The organism is Rhizobium sp. CBN3, assembly GCF_030518245.1.
Lineage (GTDB): Bacteria > Pseudomonadota > Alphaproteobacteria > Rhizobiales > Rhizobiaceae > Rhizobium > Rhizobium aethiopicum_A.
Genome location: NZ_JAULSE010000002.1, coordinates 455,712 through 473,934 on the forward strand (window position 1 = coordinate 455,712; position 18,223 = coordinate 473,934).

Consider the following 18,223-nt stretch of genomic DNA (forward strand, 5'->3'; position numbering starts at 1 on the left):
GTCACGGCTAAACCGGCTTCAAATCCCCAAGCAGCGTCGGGATCAGCTCCGACACCGTCGGGTGGATCGGCACCGACCATTTCAGCGCGGGATAGGTGGTTCCCGCATTCATCGCATCGATCAGGCCATGGATCACCTCGTCGCCTTCGATGCCGAGGATCGCCGCGCCGAGGATCTCTTTGGTCTCGGCATCGGCAATTACCTTCATGAAGCCCTTGGTCTCGCCGCGTTCATTGGCCCGGCCGACGCGGCTCATCGACCGGGTCGAGACCATGATCCTGCGGCCGGAGGCACGCGCCTGCTTCTCGGTCATGCCGACGCGGCCGAGCGGCGGGTCGATGTAGAGCGCATAGGCCGGGATGCGGCTCGAGACCTTGCGGTCGTCGCCGTCGAGAAGGTTGGCGGCGGCGATCTCGAAGTCATTGTAGGAGGTATGCGTGAAGGCGCCGCGGCCGTTGCAGTCGCCAAGCGCAAAGATACCCTCGACATTGGTGGCGAGCTTGTCGTCGACGGTGATATAGCCGCGCTTGTCGGTCGCCACGCCGGCGGCATCGAGTCCGAGGTCGTCGGTGTTCGGCTTGCGGCCGGTGGCGATCAGCACATGGCTTGCATCGATCTTTGCCGCGCCGGCGGTGACGCTCACTCCGCTGCCGTTTCGGGCAAAAGCGATGTCGCCGGCGTCGGTGTGGACTGCAATGCCTTCGGAGCGCAGTATGTCGGCGATCGCGTCCGATATATCCTCGTCCTCGCGTGAAGCGAGCTTCGGGCCGTGCTCGATGACGCTGACTTCGGCGCCGAAGCGGCGATACATCTGGGCGAATTCCAACCCGATATAGCTGCCGCCGATTACCGCCAGGTGCCGCGGCAGCGTGTCAAGATGAATGATGGAGGTGCTGGTGAGGTAAGCGATATCGTCGATGCCTGGCAGTTCGGGGATGACGGGCCGCGCGCCGACATTGAGGAAGATGCGCGGCGCTGTCAGTGTCTCGCCATTGACGCGGACGGTCTTCGCATCCTCGAAACGGGCATGACCGTAGATCACGCTCATGCGGTCCATGCTGTCAAACCAGCCGATCAGGCCGTTGCGGGCGGTCATCGTCACCGTTTCCGCCCGGGCTCTCACCACCTTCATGTCGATAGCGATTTCACCGGGGATATTGACGCCGTAGGCGGCGCCGCTTCTTGCGACATGGGCGGCGCGGGCGCTGGCGACCAGCGTCTTTGTCGGCATGCAGCCGGCATTGACGCAGGTACCGCCGAGGAACTTGCGCTCGACGAGCGCCACTTTCATGCCCTTTTCGACCATGCGGGCGGCGAGGAACGGGCCGGCCTGGCCGGCGCCGATAACGATGGCGTCGAAGCTCTTCATGACACGGCTCCCACGATCAGTGGAGCGCCGACAATGGCAACGGCATCCTCGATGAGGGCGGCCGGCAGATCCTTGCCGAACGCGGCGGCAAGCCTGGCGCGCAGCGCGGCGCCGCCATAGGTGCCGATGACGGCGCCGATCACGCCGGCGATCAGCCCGCCGAAAAGCAGGCTGCTGGCTGCGCCGATCGTGGCGCCGGCAAGTGCTCCCGTGACGATGCGGGCGCCGAACTGCATCGGCACCTTGCGCGACGGCGTCGATGGCAGCTGGTCGGTGACGAGTTCAACGACGGCGAGAACGGTAAAAATCCACGGCGTCCACCGGTAACCCATGAAGGCAAGCGGCGTCTGCGACACGTCGAACCAGCCAAGCGCCGCGCCCCAGGCGACGGCAGCGGGCGCGGTCATGGCGCGAAGGCCCGAGATAACACCGATCAGCAATGCAAGAAGCAGAAACATGCGCGATCCCCTCATTGCCGGCCTGGTGCCGCAGCCAGGGAAGGTCGCACATTGTCAGGCGTGTGGCAATTCGCCAGGTCTGGCCGGGCTCTGCAACTCAATTTGCAAAGGCGGCGATGCCGGTGATTGCCCGGCCGATGATCAGCGCGTGGATGTCGTGCGTGCCCTCATAAGTGTTGACCACTTCGAGGTTGACGAGATGGCGGGCGATGCCGAATTCGTCGGAAATGCCGTTGCCGCCGAGCATGTCGCGGGCGGCGCGGGCCATGTCAAGCGCCTTGCCGCAGCTGTTGCGCTTGAGGATCGAGGTCAGCTCCACTGGCGGATGGCCTTCCTCCTTCATGCGGCCAAGCCGCAGGCAGCCCTGAAGGCCGAGCGCGATCTCCGCCGCCATATCCGCGAGTTTCTTCTGGATCAGTTGGTTGGCGGCGAGCGGCCGGCCGAACTGCTTGCGCTCCAGCGTATATTGCCGGGCTCTGGCATAACAATCCTCGGCGGCACCAAGTGCGCCCCAGGCAATGCCGAAGCGGGCCGAGTTGAGACAGGTGAACGGCCCCTTGAGGCCGGTGACGCCGGGCAGCAGGTTTTCCTCCGGCACGAAGACGCCGTCCATCACCACTTCGCCCGTTATCGAAGCCCGCAAGCCGACCTTGCCGTGGATGGCGGGAGCCGAAAGTCCTTTCCAGCCCTTTTCGAGAATGAAACCGCGGATGAGGCCATCCTCGGTCTTTGCCCAGACGACGAAAACATCGGCGATCGGTGCATTCGAGATCCAGGTCTTCGAGCCGGTCAGGCTATAGCCGCCGTCGACCTTTTTGGCGCGCGTCGCCATCGAGCCGGGGTCGGAACCATGATCGGGTTCGGTCAGGCCGAAGCAACCGATCCATTCGCCGGCCGCCAGTTTCGGCAGGTATTTCAGCTTCTGTGCCTCGGAACCGAAGGTTTCGATCGGCACCATGACCAGCGAGGATTGCACGCTCATCATCGAGCGGTAACCGCTGTCGACCCGTTCGACCTCGCGAGCGATCAGGCCGTAGGCGACATAACCCAGGCCGGCGCCGCCATAATCAGGCGAAATCGTCGGGCCGAGCAAGCCGAGTTCGCCCATTTCGCGGAAGATGGCGGGATCGGTCTTTTCATTGCGAAAGGCGTCGAGAACACGGGGAGCGAGCTTTTGCTGCGCATAGGCATGGGCGGTATCCTGCACCATGCGCTCCTCGTTGGTCAGCTGCTCCACCAGGCGGAATGGGTCGGCCCAGTCGAAAACTTCGCGCATATGCTGCATGGCAGCGTCTCCTCATTCAGGCTTGCCTCGCTCAAGGTCGCATAGACCCGCCAGCCGAGCGCGTCAACAACAAGGCGCCCTATCGAAAAGACAGATGCGGCCATCTTTTCAAACGCTACGCCATGATCCACTTTGCCCGCGTTCGATTCTGGAATGAGGAGGCGGGAATGTCGTCAAGCGATCTGTTCATATCGGCCGAAGGCGCCGAATGGGTCAATCCGGAGCCCGGCGTCACCAGGCGCATCATGACCTATCTGCCAGAGATGATGATGGTGGAAGTGGCGTTCGAAAGCGGCGCCGTCGGTGCTGCCCATTCGCATCCGCACATCCAGGCAAGCTATGTTGCCGAAGGCAGCTTCGAGGTGACGATCGATGGGCGCACCGAGGTGCTGCGGCAGGGCGGCAGCTTCATCGTGCCGCCCAATCTCGTCCACGGCGTCAAGGCGCTGGAAAAGGGCCGGCTGATCGATAGCTTCACGCCGCACCGGGCCGAGTTTCTCAAGTAATCAGCTTTCGGCTTCCGACCGGCGCGGGGAACTGGCGGCGATGATATAGGGCGGCACGAAGCGCGCATCTTCGCCGCGCACGGCCTCACGCAGGAAATCGATGACGGCGCGCACGCGCGGCGCCTGTTTCAGGTCGCGATGGCAGGTGATCCAGTACTGACGCTTGAGGTCGATCTCTTCGGGCAGCACACGCACGAGCTCGGGATAACGGCTGGCGAAGAAATAGGGCAGGATGCAGAGACCGAGTCCGTTTCGGGTGGCGGTGAGCTGGGCGAAGATGCTGGAGCTCTGGAACTGCGGCTTGATGCGCGGATGCACATCGCTGAGATAATCCAGGCCCGGCGCGAAAATCATCTCCTCGATATAGCTGACGAAGGGATGTTCGAGCAGATCGTCGCGGCGGGTGATGGCAGGGGCCTTGGCCAGATAATCGCGCGAGCCGTAGATCTGCAGGTGATAGTCGGTCAGCTTCTCGGCAAAATAAGGCCCGCCCTTCGGCTCGTCGAGCACAACGGAGAGATCGGCCTCCTTGCGCGATAGCGACATGATCTGCTGGATCGTCACCAGCTCGAGCGAGAGATGCGGATGCTGCGCGGCAAATTGTGGCAGCACGGTCGCGAAGAAGAAATTGGCAAAACCTTCCGGCGCACTAAGGCGCACGAGGCCGCGCTGCGCCATAGAGCCATCGGCGAGGTCGGCGCGCAGCCGCTCGGTCTCCTGCTCCATCCGTTCGGCCGTTTCGACGAAACGCGTGCCCATTGATGTCAGCACATAGCCGCGCGGATTGCGCTCGAACAGCTTGACCTTCAGGGTGAATTCCAGCCGGTCGATTCGGCGAGAGACGGTGGCATGGCTGGAGCGCAGCTGGCGGGCGGCCGTCGAGAGCTGGCCGGTGCGGGCGACGGCCAGAAAAAACTGCAGATCATCCCAGGTAAACTGCGGTGGATTGCTCATCGCCATTGCCTTCGTCCAACAACCCCGCAACGAATATCATGACTGGAGATTTAAACAATTCTTTGTTTTTACTTACGTTTTGTTCCGACAAGGATGGGCGATTTGCGGTTGACGAGTCCGGAAAGCCTGGGCGGCGATGAACCCGAAGGCGCCGGCAATAAATCCGTTGATGCCCCGCGACAGCGCTTTCAGCCTCCATGCGTGAATGCTACACGGCAGCGTTGTGCTTTTTTGAGGTATTTGGATGAAAAAATTGCTTCGCCTGCTGCTGACGGTCGCCCTCGCATTCGTCGTGGTCATCGGCTTTCGTTGGTATCGCTACGTCTCCAACACCGACAGTCCCTATGATGAAGTCGGCATCACGCTCAACATGGCCATGCCAGGCCCGATCAATGCCTGGGGCTGTGCCAAGCTGAAGGAAACCTTTAGCGGCGCCTTGCCGCCCTCTGGCTGCGCTGCCGACAACGGGACGCAGTGGAAGTAACGGCAGCCTGAACGTGCCGAAATGCGCCTGTGAGACGAACGGACAAAGGAGGATTGTTCGTTCGTCTGATGGCACATGCCTGCACAACCGCAGAAACTGCCCTAGTTCTAGCGCTGAGCGCTGACTCCTGGCGCTTCCTGAGGTTGGGATGGAAATTGTGCAGCTCTCTTTCTGTGCAAAAATGAACAGATACTGTTTGGAATTAGTTGTAAACCACCCGTTGCTTCAGGCGAGAATTTCCATGATCGTAGGACGAGGGGCGGTCGTTCTGAGGAGTGCGACCGGCCAAATCTGAACAGACCCGCAATCTGGCTCATCTCTGGGAGGAGAGAATATGCGTAAGAATCTCATTGCATCAGTTGCTTTTCTGCTTGCGAGCAGCACTGCCGTGCTCGCGCAGAGCGCGACCGACGGCAAGGTCAAGATCGGCATCCTGAACGACCAGTCGGGCGTTTATGCCGACTTCGGCGGCAAGTCTTCCGTCGAGGCCGCCAAGATGGCCGTCGAGGATTTCGGCGGCAAGGTGCTGGGTGTGCCGGTCGAGATCGTCGATGCCGACCACCAGAACAAGCCGGATATCGCCTCCAACATTGCCCGGCAATGGTACGACACCGAGCAGGTGGATGCGATCATGGAACTGACGACCTCCTCGGTGGCGCTTGCCGTGCAGGCGATCGGCAAGGAAAAGAAGAAGATCGACATCGTCACCGGTGCGGCGACGACCGATCTCACCGGCAAGGCCTGCTCGCCTTATGGCTTCCACTGGGCTTATGACACGCATGCGCTGGCCGTCGGAACTGGCGGCGCGCTCGTCAAGCAGGGCGGCGACAGCTGGTTCTTCCTGACCGCCGACTATGCCTTCGGTTATTCGCTGGAGCAGCAGACCAGTGAATATGTCAAGGCGAGCGGCGGTACGGTCGTCGGGACCGTCCGCCATCCGCTGTCGACCCAGGACTTCTCCTCCTTCCTGCTGCAGGCGCAATCGTCCGGCGCCAAGGTGATCGGGCTTGCCAATGCCGGCCTCGATACCTCGAACGCCATCAAGCAGGCGGCTGAATTCGGCATCACCCAGGGCGGTCAGCATCTGGCGGCACTGCTCTTCACGCTCGCCGAAGTCCATGGTCTCGGCCTCGAGGCGGCCCAGGGACTGACGCTGACCGAGGGCTATTATTGGAACCGCGACGACGAAAGCCGCGCCTTCGCCAAGAAGTTCTTCGCCCGGACCGGCAAGATGCCGAACATGGTCCATACCGGCACCTATTCGGCGGTGACGCAATATCTGAAGGCGGTGCAGAAGGCCGGCACCGACGAGACGGGGGCTGTCGCCAAAGAATTGCATGAAATGCCCGTCGACGACGTCTTCGGCCGCGGCGGCACGGTCGGACCCAATGGCCGCATGATCCACGACATGTACCTGCTGCAGGTCAAGAAGCCGGCCGATAGCAAGGAGCCATGGGATTACTTCAACGTTCTCGCCACCATTCCCGGCAAGGACGCCTATATCGATCCCGCCAAGAGCGGCTGCGATCTGGTGAAGTAAGCACGATGGCGGTTTCCGCGATTGAAACTCAGGCAAAGCCGCGGGTGGTATTGTCCGCCCGCGGCCTGCGCCGCGATTTCGGCGGCTTTACGGCCGTCAAGGACGTCGATCTCGATGTGCATGACGCCAGCGTGCATGCACTGATCGGCCCGAACGGCGCCGGCAAGACCACGGTCTTCAATCTTTTGACGAAGTTCCTGCAGCCGACGGCGGGCACGATCACCCTGATGGGCACCGACATAACCGGCACCCCTCCAGACAGGGTGGCGCGCATGGGGCTGGTGCGCTCCTTCCAGATTTCGGCGGTCTTCCCGCATTTGAGTGTGCTCGACAATGTGCGTGTGGCGCTGCAGCGGCCGAACCATCTGTCGACGCAGTTCTGGCGGCCGCTGTCGGCGCTCGACCGGCTAAACGAGCGCGCCGAGCAACTGCTTGCCAGCGTCGGCCTTTCCAAGGAGCGCGACCATTTCGCCGCCGATCTTTCCTATGGCCGCAAGCGTGTGCTTGAGATCGCCACGACACTGGCGCTCGATCCGAAGGTGCTGCTGCTCGACGAGCCGATGGCCGGCATGGGGCATGAGGATGTCGGCGTCGTCTCCGCGATCATCCGTGATGTCGCCCGCAACCGGGCGGTGCTGATGGTCGAGCACAATCTCTCCGTCGTCGCCAATATCTGCCAGCACGTCACCGTTTTGCAGCGCGGCGAGATCCTTGCTGAGGGCGATTATGCCACCGTCAGCCAGGACGAGCGCGTCCGAGTCGCTTACATGGGCACGGAGGAGCATTGATGGCCGCTCTCCTCGAGGTTCAGGGCCTCAACGCCTGGTACGGCGAAAGCCACATATTGCACGGCGTCGACATGCATGTCGGCGAAGGCGAGACGATTACCATTCTCGGCCGCAACGGCGTCGGCAAGACAACGACGCTGCGTACCATCACCGGCATCGTGCGCGCCCGCAAGGGCAGGATCAGCTTTGCCGGCAACGACATGATGCATGTGCCGCTGCACAAGACGGCGCACCGGGGTATCGGTTTCGTACCGGAGGAGCGCGGCATCTTTTCCACGCTCACCGTTTCGGAAAACCTGCTGCTGCCGCCGGTCGTGGCCAGTGGCGGCATGACGCTCGACGAGATCTACGAGCTCTTTCCCAATCTCTATGAACGCCGCGGCAGCCCGGGCACCAAACTATCAGGCGGCGAGCAGCAGATGCTGGCGATTGCCCGGATTCTGCGCACCGGTGTGCGACTGCTCATTCTCGACGAACCGACGGAAGGGCTTGCCCCTGTCATCGTCCAGCGCATCGGCGAGGTGCTGAAGAAGCTCAAGGAGCGCGGCATGACGATCCTGCTCGTCGAGCAGAACTTCCGCTTCGCCAGCCGTATTGCCGATCGCTTCTATCTGATCGATCATGGGCAGATGGTGTCGGAATTCCCGGTCGGCGAACTGCCGCAGCGCATGGATACGCTGCACAAGGTTCTGGGAGTTTAAGTATGGTTGTGACCATCGCATGTGCTTCCAGGATATTGGACCTCAGCATCTCCTCCCTCATCCCTGTGCTCGTCACAGGGATCCAGCAGCGCCGCGTCTGCGGCGCGGAAGAGTTGTTTCGGCCCAAGGACTTGGGCCGGCTGGATTCCTGTGACGAGCACAGGAATGAGGGAAGCGTAGGGGACCGCCTGGCCGGAATCGATCTTCACCTAGGGAGTGTGACCAGATGACGATGATCTTCGGCATTCCCCTGCAGGCGCTGCTCGGCCAGCTCTTGATCGGCCTGATCAACGGCTCGTTCTATGCGCTGCTCAGCCTCGGCCTCGCCATCATCTTCGGCCTGCTCCGGGTAATCAACTTCGCCCACGGCGCGCAATATATGCTCGGCGCCTTCGTCGCATATCTGCTGTTGACCTATGCCGGCATCGGCTACTGGCCGTCGTTGATCCTGGCGCCTGTCATCGTCGGGCTTGCCGGCGCCGTCATCGAGCGGCTGTTCCTGCGCCGGCTCTACGATCTCGATCCGCTCTACGGCCTGCTCTTCACATTCGGGCTGGCGCTCGCGGTCGAAGGCACCTTCCGCTATCTCTACGGCTCGTCCGGCCAGCCCTATGCGACGCCGGCGGCGCTTGCCGGCGGGGCCAATCTCGGCTTCATGTTTCTGCCGATCTATCGCGGCTGGGTGGTCGTCGTCTCGCTCGTCGTCTGCCTCGGCACCTGGCTGCTGATCGAAAAGACCAAGCTCGGGGCCTATCTCAGGGCCGCGACCGAAAACGCCGTGCTGGTGCAGGTCTTCGGCGTCAACGTGCCGGTGCTGCTGACGCTCACCTACGCGCTCGGCGCTGGCCTTGCGGCCTTTGCCGGCGTGCTGGCGGCGCCGATCTACCAAGTCTCGCCGCTGATGGGCTCGAACATGATCATCGTCGTCTTCGCCGTGGTCGTCGTCGGCGGCATGGGATCGATCATGGGCGCGATCATCACCGGTTATGTGCTCGGCATTGCCGAGGGCCTGACCAAGGTCTTCTATCCCGAGGCTTCCAACATCGTCATCTTCGTCATCATGGCGATCGTGCTTCTCATCAGGCCCGCGGGCCTCTTCGGCCGGGATGCCTGACATGACTGACATCACCGAAACCATCCGAACGGAAAAAAGCCGGACCGCCCTTTCGGTCCAGGCAGCTTTCCTCCTCGTCGGGCTGCTGCTTCTGCTCTTGGCGCCGTTCTTCTTCTATCCGATCTTCCTGATGAAGCTGCTCTGCTTCGCGCTGTTTGCCTGCGCCTTCAACCTGCTGCTCGGCTATACCGGCCTGCTTTCCTTCGGCCATGCCACCTTCTTCGGCGGGGCCGCCTATTTCACCGCCTATACGGTGAAGGCATGGGGCCTGCCGCCGGAACTCGGCATTCTGATCGGCGTGGCGGGTGCGGCCTTTCTCGGTCTGGTCATGGGCTTCTTCGCCATCCGCCGCCAGGGCATCTATTTCGCGATGATCACGCTGGCGCTGTCACAGATGTTCTTCTTCTTCTGCCTGCAGGCGAAGTTCACCGAAGGCGAGGACGGCATCCAATCGGTGCCGCGAGGCCATCTGTTCGGCTTCATCGATCTGAACAGTTCGACCAACATGTATTATTTCGTGCTCGCCGTGTTTATTATCGGCGTGCTGATCATCTGGCGTTTCATCAATTCGCCCTTCGGCATGATCCTGAAATCGATCCGGGAGAACGAGAGCCGAGCGATCTCGCTCGGTTATTCTGTGGCGCGCTACAAGCTCGGCGCCTTCGTTATGTCGGCGACGCTGGCCGGCCTGGCTGGCGCGGTGAAATCGATCGTTTTCCAGTTCGCTACCTTGACCGATGTCGCGTGGCAGATGTCGGGCGAGGTGATCCTGATGACGCTGCTCGGCGGCATCGGCACGCTGATCGGTCCGCTCTTCGGCGCGGGGCTGGTGGTGGCGCTGGAAAACTACCTCGCCACCTCGGAATTTCCGGTGACCATCATCACCGGCATCGTCTTTATGGTCTGCGTGCTGATCTTCCGCCGCGGCATCATCGGCGAGTTCTACGCTTCGCGGCTCGGGCGGAAGCTGGGCTTCGTCTATCGCCGCTAACGGGCGGACCGGTCTCTTCCCGGAAGGGGAGCGGCAAGCATCGGAATTTTCGTGCAGGGCGCACATGGATCGTTACGACTACATCATCATCGGGGCAGGCAGTGCCGGCTGCGTACTCGCCAACCGGTTATCCGCCGACGGCAGGAGCCGGGTGCTGCTGCTCGAAGCCGGCGGCAGCGACAATTACCACTGGATTCATATTCCCGTCGGTTATCTCTATTGCATCAACAATCCGCGCACCGACTGGTGCTTCACCACGGCGCCGGAAGCGGGGCTGAACGGCCGGGCGCTGAGTTATCCGCGCGGCAAGGTGCTCGGCGGCTGCTCGTCGATCAACGGCATGATCTATATGCGCGGCCAGGCGCGCGACTACGACCTCTGGCGGCAGATGGGCTGCAGCGGCTGGGGCTGGGACGATGTTCTGCCTTTCTTCCGCAAGTCCGAGGACTTTTATCGCGGCGAAGACGACATGCATGGGGCCGGCGGCGAATGGCGCATCGAGAAGGCGCGCGTTCGCTGGGCCGTGCTCGATGCCTTTCAGCAGGCGGCGAGGGAAGCCGGCATTCCGGAGACGGCGGATTTCAACCGCGGCAACAACGAAGGTTCCGGCTATTTCGACGTCAACCAGCGCTCCGGCATTCGCTGGAACACCTCGAAGGCCTTCCTGCGCCCGGCGATGAGGCGCTCCAACCTGACCGTGCTGACCAAGGCGCAGGTCCGGCGGCTGCTGGTAGAGGAGGGGGCAGTTGTCGGTGTCGAATTCCAGCATCAGGGCGCTGCGAAGCGCGCCTATGCGGCGAAAGAAACGGTGCTTTCGGCTGGTTCGATCGGTTCGCCGCATATCCTCGAACTGTCGGGCATCGGCAGGGGCGAGGTTCTCCGGCAGGCGGGCATCGATGTCGTCAGCGAGGTGAAGGGCGTCGGCGAGAACCTGCAGGACCATCTGCAACTGCGTCTGGCTTACAAGGTCACCGGGGTTCCGACGCTGAACGAGAAGGCGACGAGGTTGATCGGCAAGGCGGCGATCGGGCTCGAATATCTCGTCCGCCGCTCCGGCCCGATGGCGATGGCGCCGAGCCAGCTCGGCATCTTCACCCGCTCAGGGCCCGACCGGGAAACGCCGGATCTGCAGTATCACGTGCAGCCGGTTTCGCTGGAGAAGTTCGGCGATCCGGTTCATCCTTTCCCGGCGATCACCGCCAGCGTCTGCAATCTGAGGCCGGAAAGCCGCGGTTCGGTGCATCTGTCGAGCCCGGATTTTGCCGCCCAGCCGACCATCAGCCCGAAATATCTCTCGACGCCGCGCGATCGTGACATAGCTGTCCGTTCAATACGGTTGACGCGCAGGATCGTCGCGCAGCCTTCGTTCGCGAGGTTTCGGCCGGAGGAATTCAAGCCGGGACCGAGCTATCAGACGGAGGCCGATCTGGAGCGGGCGGCGGGCGATATCGGCACGACGATATTCCATCCGGTCGGCACTTGCCGCATGGGCGCCGACAGGGACAGCGTCGTCGATCCCCGGCTGAAACTCAGGGCTCTCGGCAAGCTCAGGATCGCCGACGCCTCGGTGATGCCGTCGATCACCTCGGGCAACACCAATTCGCCGACGATCATGATCGCCGAAAAGGCGGCGGCGATGATCCTCGAAGACAATCGATAGGAGAAGACCATGGCAAGGATCGCATTCATCGGGCTTGGCAACATGGGCGGGCCGATGGCGGCCAATCTCGTCAAAGCAGGCCACGAGGTTCTCGGCTTCGATCTCGCGGCCTCGGTGCTGAAGGCGGCCGAAGCGAGCGGCGTCAAGCCGGCCAGTCATGCCAGCCAGGCGGTCAAGGACGCCGAGATCGTCATCACAATGCTGCCGCAGGGCCGGCATGTGCTGACGGCCTGGACCGATATCCTCCAGACCGCCGCGCAAGGCACGCTCGTCATCGATTGCTCGACAATCGATGTCGAGAGCAGCCGCAAGGCCCATGAGATGGCGAAGGCCGCAGGCTGCCTGTCGCTCGACGCGCCGGTCTCCGGCGGCACGGGCGGGGCGAGCGCGGGAACGCTGACCTTCATGGCCGGCGGCTCGGATGAAGCCTTCGCCCGGGCGAAACCGATCCTCGAGGCGATGGGCAAGAAGATCGTCCATTGCGGCGAAGCGGGCGCTGGTCAGGCGGCGAAGATCTGCAACAACATGATCCTCGGCATTTCGATGGTCGGCGTCTGCGAGGCCTTCGTGCTGGCCGAAAAACTCGGCCTCTCGCATCAGGCGCTGTTCGACGTCGCCTCGACGTCATCAGGCCAGTGCTGGTCGATCAATACCTATTGCCCCGTGCCCGGGCCAGTGCCGACCTCGCCGGCGAATAACGAATACAAACCAGGTTTTGCCGCCGCGCTGATGTTGAAGGATCTGAGACTCTCGCAGGAGGCGGCGCTGGCAAGCGGCGCGTCGACGCCGCTCGGCGCGGAGGCCGCCCAGCTTTACACGCTGTTCGAAAAGCTCGGCAATGGCGGAAGAGATTTTTCCGCCATCATCGAGATGTTCCGCGAGAAGGTGTAGGCGACGGCCTACAAGAGATAGCTGACCGGTTCTTTTCGAACCGGGTGCGGGAAGACGCCCATGCCGACGCCGAAAATCGAGTGCAGGGTGTCGGCCTGCATGATCTCGGCGGGCGTGCCTTCGGCGGTGATCCGGCCGCGGTTGAGCGCGACGATCGCGTCGCAGTAGCGGGCGGCGAGATTGATATCGTGCAGCACGATGACGACGGTCAGCCCGCGTTCGTGGCTGAGTTGCTGCACCAGGGAGAGAACGCTCGCCTGGTGGGCGAGGTCGAGCGCCGATGTCGGTTCGTCGAGCAGCAGGCAGCGGGCGTCCTGGGCGAGCATCATGGCGATCCAGGCGCGCTGGCGCTCGCCGCCCGACATGTTGGCGAGGGGGCGATCGGCAAAGTCCTCAAGCTCGGTGCGGGCGATGGCGTCCTCGACCTTGCTGCGGTCCGTTGCGGTGAAGCGGCCGAGCGTGCCGTGCCAGGGAAAACGGCCGAGCGCCACCAGTTCACGCACGGTCATCCCATCGATCGCCGGGGTAAATTGCGGCATATAGGCGACGTGCCGGGCAAATTCCCGGACGCCCCAGTCGGCCGCCGCCTTGCCGCCGAAGGAGATGGCGCCGGATTGCGGCACGACTTGGCGGGCGATGATCTTCAAAAGCGTGCTCTTTCCCGAACCGTTCGGCCCCACCAGACCGTAGATGCGGCCCTTTTCGAGGATCAGGTCGATGCCGGACAGGATCGGCTTAGGGCCAATGGCATAGATGATGTCAGACAGGGCAAGGAAAGACGACGGCATGGTCTGCTCCAGGTTCGGCGCTGCAGGCCCGGAAGGGCAAGCCCTCCCGTCCACACCCGGTTCCTGCAAAACTAAACCATGATTGTCAACTTACCTTTTTCTGCTGATCAACAAGGCGAGGGCGCGGGTATCGCCGCGGCCGCAGGCAGAAACAACGTCAATCAGGTCTTCGACACCGAAAAAGTCAGCCTGGCGTCGCCGAAGAGGATATCGATTTCGCCGGGTTCAGGCAGTTCGATGGCGCCGCTCAACGTGCCCGTCGTGATCAGCGCGCCTGCCTTCAGCGATGTTTCCGGACGCAAGCCGTCATTGGCGTAGTCGACCAGCCAGGTGAGAACGTCGCCCTTCGGATGCTGGGCCGGACCGTCATAGATGGTGCGGCCGGCATGGGTGACCTTGAGCGGCGTGCCGCCGGCGGTATCGACAAGGCTGTCGTCGAGCTTCGGACCGAGCACATAGCCGCTATTGCCGAGGCGGTCGGCGGCAAAGAGCAGGAAGGAAACGCTGCCGCTTTCCCTGACGGCGCTGACCAGCAGTTCGGCGCCGAGATGGACAGTGGAGATCGCCTCGACCACTTCGGCGCGGCTGTACGGCCTGCCCGTGCGGATCGGCAGGTCCTTGCCGAGGCGCACGGCGATCTCGGTTTCGAATTTCAAGCCGGGATACCAGGGGATGTCAGCACCGGAGACCGATTCGGCATAGGGATGCAGCGGACCGCTGACGGCCTGGCCTTGCGGCGAGACGGTCACCTTCCATGCATTGCTGGAAATGCCATCGGCCACGGCGAGGAAATGCTGCGCTTCCATCGCCTGATGGAGGTCGGCCGGCGACAGAAAGGTGCTGGTCGCCTCCTGTGTGCCGGCCTGGCGCAAGCTGTAAAGCCTGGCTGCGAGGGCGCGCGGATCGAATGCTTTTGTCATGCTGTCTCCTCGACCTGATTTTCGAGGTGCCACACTAACCGCAAGCCGGCGAGGAACAAGGGGCGCGCCTGGGAAAAGCTGCTATTCCATCGCCGAGAACCAGCGATCGCGATAGGCCTTCAGCCCGGGGATATCGGTCGGCGGAACATGTGTCTGTGCCCCGGAGACCGGCCGGATGCCGGTCAGAAGGGCGGCCCCCTGGCTGGTGCCGGTCGAGCCTGGAACGGCGATGACATCGCGGCCGGCGAGGGCGGCGAGCAACTTGAGATAGGTCCCGTTCAGGGCAAAAGGTCCTTCGACGATAACTGGCCCCTTGGCGCCGATCAGTCCGAGGCAGGCTTCGGTCATTAGCGCCAGATAGAGGCAGGCGGCGGCAAAACGCTCCTCGCGACTCGCCTCTTCGGCGCCGATCCAGCGGCTTGCCTTGCCCGGAAAAGGTCCCGAACCGGAGGCGATATTGGCCAACAGCATGATGCCCTTGCCGATGACGGGGCCGATCGCCTGCGCGGCTTTTTCGTCGATAGGCCCGATCTCGGCCGAAAGAATTTCGAACTCCCGCCCGCCCATAAAACGCGAAGAGGGAACGGCGCGGCCATAGGCATCGACATTGGCAAGCGCATCGCGTTTCGGATCGAGGTGGTCGAGATCGCCGCCGACGCCGAAACTGATGACCCAGGTGCCTGTCGAGACGACGGCGAAGGGGGCGTCGCGGTGGACGAGGTGCGGCAGCAGCGAGGCGTTGGAATCGTGGATGCCGCAATAGACGGGCACGGAGATGCCGATATCATCGGCAATATCAGGCAGGACAGGGCCGAGCGCATCGAAGGCGGAACGGATCGGCGCCATCAGATCGCGGATGCCGAGCCTGTCGACGAGCGAGGAATAGCTTGATGTTTTCGGGTTCCAGAGGTCGGTGTGACAGCCGAGCGAAGTCAGCTCATTGGCGGCGACGCCGGTCAGCCGCGCCGCCCAATATTGCGCGTAGGTTACGATGGTCGTGACCTTGGCGAATTCCTCGGGAAAGGCGGTCTTCTGGTAGTGCAGCTGTGCGCCGACGTTGAGACCCATTGCAAGACGCGGCGAGAAGGTTTCGTCGAAGGAAGGACGCAGCCGCATATAGGCGTCGCGGATTTCCTGAGGATATTCATGCTCGTAGTCGATCACCGGCATGGCGAGCGCACCGTCCCGGCCGATGAGCGCGGCGGCGGCGCCATGGGTGGTGATCGAGATGGCGTCGAAGCCGGGTTCTCGCGCCAGGCGCTTCAGCGCATCGAGGGCGAAGGCCCAGAGCGCCTCTATGTCGTAATGCGGGTAAGGGCCGGTCTTGATCGCAATATTCGGCTGCTTCAGGACAGCGATCTCAGCGCCTGTCCCACTGTCGAGCACGACGACCTTGGCGTTGGTCTTGCCGATGTCGAGGACGGCGATGCGGCGATAGGAACTGGCGGTCATGGCATATGGAAGACGGTGACGAGGTCGCGCTGGATGGGCGAATGATCCGGATTGGTCGCCATGATATCGGCCATATGAGCCCACCATTTCTTCATGACCGGATGCTCCGGCAGGCTCGCCATAGTGTGGTCCTTCGGCCGCGTGAGCACGCCGAACAGCGTGTTCGTTTCGCGGTCGAGATGGATGGAATAGTCGCTGGCGCCCGACTTGTGCAGGAGATCGACCAGTTCCGGCCAGATCTCGTCATGCCGCCTGCGATATTCGGCTTCCATGCCGGGATTGAGCTGCATCTTGAAGGCGTGTTTTTCCAAGGTCATCGGGAGCTCATGATCTTGATGCGGCGGGCGATGATCGGGATGGCGATGGTGATAATGAGAAGCAGGCCGATGAAGATCGACATGACGATGCCCGGCACGTTCAATAGGCCGAGACCGAAGGTGACGAGGCCCATGACGAAGGCGGCGATGACGACGCCGCCGATCGTGCCGGAGCCGCCGAGGATCGAGATGCCGCCGAGCACGACCATGGTGACGACTTCGAGTTCCCAGCCCTGAGCGATCGACGGCCGGGTCGAGCCGAGGCGGGAGGTCAGGCATACGGCGGCAATGCCGCTCATGACGCCGGTCAGCAGGAAGAGAATGAATTTGACGCGCTCGACCGGAATGCCGGAGAAGCGGGCGGCGAAATCATTGTTGCCGATCGCATAGACCTGCCGGCCGAAATTCGTCGCATGCAGCAGGATGGCGAAGAGGACCGCCAGCGCGATGAACAGCACGAATTCGAACGAAAACACCCAGACGACATAGCCCTGGCCGAAATAGGCAAAGTCGGCCGGATATTTGCCGTAGGCCTGGTCGCCGAGCACGATATAGGAAATGCCGCGGAACAAACTCATCGTGCCGATGGTGACGACGATCGATGGCAGTTTCAGCACAGAGACCAGCACGCCGTTGAAGATGCCGCAGGCAAGGCCGGTGCCGAGGCCGATCAGAACCAGGCCGGGTGTGCCGATGCCAAGCTGTGCCGCCGCCCCCATTGCCGTCGAGGCGAGCGCGATGATCGCGGCGACGGAGAGATCGATTTCGCCCGAGATGACGAGCAGCGCCATGGCGAAGGCGATCATCGCCTTTTCGGTGAAGTTGAAGGTGGCGTCCGAGAGGTTCCAGGCATCGAGAAAGTAGGGCGAGGCAAGCGAGTTGAAGATGAAGATCAGGACGGCGACACCGAAGAGCAGCACCTCCCAGCTCGAAACGATGCGGCGGAAGGGCGTACCAAGGCGGTCCGGGATGACGCGCTTTTCGTGGGTGGATACGGTGCTCATGCTGCGGCCTCCGTTCTGATTTCGGCTGCGGCGCGGTCGCGCAGGATGATGCGGCCCCGGTTGCGCTCACGCCGGGCGTTGAAGGCAACGGCGAGAATGATGACAGTTCCGGAGATTGCCATCTGCGTGAAGGGTGAGATGCCGATGACCGGCAGGGCGTTCTTGATGACGCCGAGGAAGAGCGCCCCGAGGACGGTGCCGGCGACCGAGCCGACGCCGCCGGCGATCGAGATGCCGCCGATGACGCAGGCCGCGACGCTGTCGAGCTCGAAGCCGTTGGCGATATCGACATAGGCGACGGCGTAGCGCGACACCCAGAGATAGCTGGAAAGGCCGGCGAGCGCGCCCGACAGCACGAAGGCGAGGAATTTCGTCCGGCCGGTATCGATGCCGGCATAGACGGCCGCCGTCGGATTGCCGCCGGTTGCATAGGCCGAGCGGCCGAACGGGCTGTAACGCAGCAGCATGTACATCAGCGCGACGATGATGATGGCAACCCAGCTCAGCACCGGCAGGCCGAGGATCGGCGTGCGGGGGACGGCGAGGAAGGTCGGCGTCATCTGATGCGCGTTCACCCAGGCGCCGCCCGAGAGCACGAAGGCCATGCCGCGATAGATGGTGAGCGTGCCGAGGGTCACGACGATCGGCGGGATTTCGAGGCGCCAGACGAGGAATCCGTTGATGGTGCCGAGTGCGGCGCCGATCACCACCGCCGCAAGGATCAGCACGATCAGCGGCAGGCCAGGAAAGGCGGCGTTCATCATCGCGATCGCCATGCCGGTAAAGGCGAGATTGGCGGCAACCGAGAGATCGATCGATTTCGTCAGGATGACCGTCATCTGGGCAAGCGCCAGGATGATCAGGATCGCCGTGTCGTTGAAGATGCCGGCGAGATTGTCCGGTGTGGCGAAATCGGCGGCCCGCGTCGAGAAGACGGCAATCATCACTAAGATGATGGCAAAGAGCAGGGTTTCGCGTTTTTTGATCAGTTTGGCCATGCC

19 protein-coding genes are annotated in these 18,223 nt (G+C 62.7%); 9 read left to right on the plus strand and 10 right to left on the minus strand.

From position 1 onward, the window contains the following. Positions 1 to 7: 7 nt before the first annotated feature. The 3 genes from QWJ46_RS04865 to QWJ46_RS04875 form a co-directional block, all read right to left on the minus strand. Positions 8 to 1,369, minus strand: coding sequence for an FAD-containing oxidoreductase (locus QWJ46_RS04865; protein WP_302749383.1), 1,362 nt, complete (start codon positions 1,367 to 1,369; stop codon positions 8 to 10). Beyond that, a complete protein-coding gene (locus tag QWJ46_RS04870; protein ID WP_302749384.1) occupies positions 1,366 to 1,827 on the minus strand; it encodes a DUF4126 domain-containing protein in 462 nt (153 codons plus the stop codon). The genes QWJ46_RS04865 and QWJ46_RS04870 overlap by 4 nt, the downstream gene beginning before the upstream one ends. A gap of 97 nt (positions 1,828 to 1,924) precedes the next feature. Continuing rightward, positions 1,925 to 3,112, minus strand: coding sequence for an acyl-CoA dehydrogenase (locus tag QWJ46_RS04875; RefSeq protein WP_302749385.1), 1,188 nt, complete (start codon positions 3,110 to 3,112; stop codon positions 1,925 to 1,927). A gap of 167 nt (positions 3,113 to 3,279) precedes the next feature. Between QWJ46_RS04875 and QWJ46_RS04880 the strand changes: the two genes are divergently transcribed. Then, positions 3,280 to 3,618, plus strand: coding sequence for a cupin domain-containing protein (locus QWJ46_RS04880; RefSeq protein ID WP_064808476.1), 339 nt, complete (start codon positions 3,280 to 3,282; stop codon positions 3,616 to 3,618). On the opposite strand, the gene QWJ46_RS04885 is transcribed toward QWJ46_RS04880, so the two are convergent. Beyond that, positions 3,619 to 4,572, minus strand: coding sequence for a LysR family transcriptional regulator (locus tag QWJ46_RS04885; RefSeq protein ID WP_302749386.1), 954 nt, complete (start codon positions 4,570 to 4,572; stop codon positions 3,619 to 3,621). It abuts the gene before it with no gap. Positions 4,573 to 4,816: 244 nt separating this feature from the next. Between QWJ46_RS04885 and QWJ46_RS04890 the strand changes: the two genes are divergently transcribed. The 8 genes from QWJ46_RS04890 to mmsB all read left to right on the plus strand — a co-directional run bounded on the left by QWJ46_RS04890 (position 4,817) and on the right by mmsB (position 12,741). Next, the gene (locus QWJ46_RS04890; RefSeq protein ID WP_302749388.1) at positions 4,817 to 5,056 is read left to right on the plus strand and encodes a hypothetical protein; all 240 of its coding nucleotides are present in this window, start codon (positions 4,817 to 4,819) and stop codon (positions 5,054 to 5,056) included. Positions 5,057 to 5,390: 334 nt separating this feature from the next. Further along, positions 5,391 to 6,596: an ABC transporter substrate-binding protein gene (locus tag QWJ46_RS04895; protein WP_302749389.1), complete on the plus strand. Its 1,206-nt coding sequence runs from the start codon at positions 5,391 to 5,393 to the stop codon at positions 6,594 to 6,596. 5 nt (positions 6,597 to 6,601) lie between these two features. Next, the gene (locus QWJ46_RS04900) at positions 6,602 to 7,384 is read left to right on the plus strand and encodes an ABC transporter ATP-binding protein (protein ID WP_302749390.1); all 783 of its coding nucleotides are present in this window, start codon (positions 6,602 to 6,604) and stop codon (positions 7,382 to 7,384) included. Next, the gene (locus QWJ46_RS04905) at positions 7,384 to 8,085 is read left to right on the plus strand and encodes an ABC transporter ATP-binding protein (protein WP_302749391.1); all 702 of its coding nucleotides are present in this window, start codon (positions 7,384 to 7,386) and stop codon (positions 8,083 to 8,085) included. Before QWJ46_RS04900 ends, QWJ46_RS04905 begins: the two co-directional genes overlap by 1 nt. Positions 8,086 to 8,311: 226 nt before the next feature. Next, positions 8,312 to 9,199: a branched-chain amino acid ABC transporter permease gene (locus QWJ46_RS04910; protein WP_085739908.1), complete on the plus strand. Its 888-nt coding sequence runs from the start codon at positions 8,312 to 8,314 to the stop codon at positions 9,197 to 9,199. Between the two features lies 1 nt (position 9,200). Further along, complete coding sequence (locus tag QWJ46_RS04915) at positions 9,201 to 10,190, plus strand: branched-chain amino acid ABC transporter permease (protein ID WP_302749392.1); 990 nt, start codon at positions 9,201 to 9,203, stop codon at positions 10,188 to 10,190. A gap of 64 nt (positions 10,191 to 10,254) precedes the next feature. After that, complete coding sequence (locus QWJ46_RS04920) at positions 10,255 to 11,850, plus strand: GMC family oxidoreductase (protein WP_302749393.1); 1,596 nt, start codon at positions 10,255 to 10,257, stop codon at positions 11,848 to 11,850. A gap of 9 nt (positions 11,851 to 11,859) precedes the next feature. Next, positions 11,860 to 12,741: a 3-hydroxyisobutyrate dehydrogenase gene (gene mmsB, locus QWJ46_RS04925; RefSeq protein WP_302749394.1), complete on the plus strand. Its 882-nt coding sequence runs from the start codon at positions 11,860 to 11,862 to the stop codon at positions 12,739 to 12,741. A gap of 8 nt (positions 12,742 to 12,749) precedes the next feature. On the opposite strand, the gene QWJ46_RS04930 is transcribed toward mmsB, so the two are convergent. From QWJ46_RS04930 to QWJ46_RS04955, 6 genes are all read right to left on the minus strand, one after another. Next, positions 12,750 to 13,529 carry an ABC transporter ATP-binding protein gene (locus QWJ46_RS04930; protein WP_302749395.1) on the minus strand — a complete coding sequence of 260 codons (780 nt, stop codon included), beginning with the start codon at positions 13,527 to 13,529 and terminating at the stop codon, positions 12,750 to 12,752. A gap of 161 nt (positions 13,530 to 13,690) precedes the next feature. Then, on the minus strand, positions 13,691 to 14,449 hold the full coding sequence (locus QWJ46_RS04935) for a fumarylacetoacetate hydrolase family protein (RefSeq protein WP_302749397.1): 759 nt from the start codon (positions 14,447 to 14,449) through the stop codon (positions 13,691 to 13,693). An 81-nt stretch (positions 14,450 to 14,530) separates the two neighbouring features. Continuing rightward, entirely contained in the window at positions 14,531 to 15,901 is a 1,371-nt protein-coding gene (locus QWJ46_RS04940; RefSeq protein ID WP_302749399.1) for an FGGY-family carbohydrate kinase, read from the minus strand. After that, positions 15,898 to 16,218 carry an L-rhamnose mutarotase gene (rhaM, locus tag QWJ46_RS04945; protein ID WP_302749401.1) on the minus strand — a complete coding sequence of 107 codons (321 nt, stop codon included), beginning with the start codon at positions 16,216 to 16,218 and terminating at the stop codon, positions 15,898 to 15,900. Before rhaM ends, QWJ46_RS04940 begins: the two co-directional genes overlap by 4 nt. Next, positions 16,215 to 17,222 carry an ABC transporter permease gene (locus QWJ46_RS04950; RefSeq protein ID WP_302749403.1) on the minus strand — a complete coding sequence of 336 codons (1,008 nt, stop codon included), beginning with the start codon at positions 17,220 to 17,222 and terminating at the stop codon, positions 16,215 to 16,217. The genes rhaM and QWJ46_RS04950 overlap by 4 nt, the downstream gene beginning before the upstream one ends. Next, on the minus strand, positions 17,219 to 18,220 hold the full coding sequence (locus QWJ46_RS04955; RefSeq protein WP_302749405.1) for an ABC transporter permease: 1,002 nt from the start codon (positions 18,218 to 18,220) through the stop codon (positions 17,219 to 17,221). Before QWJ46_RS04955 ends, QWJ46_RS04950 begins: the two co-directional genes overlap by 4 nt. Positions 18,221 to 18,223 lie beyond the last annotated feature (3 nt).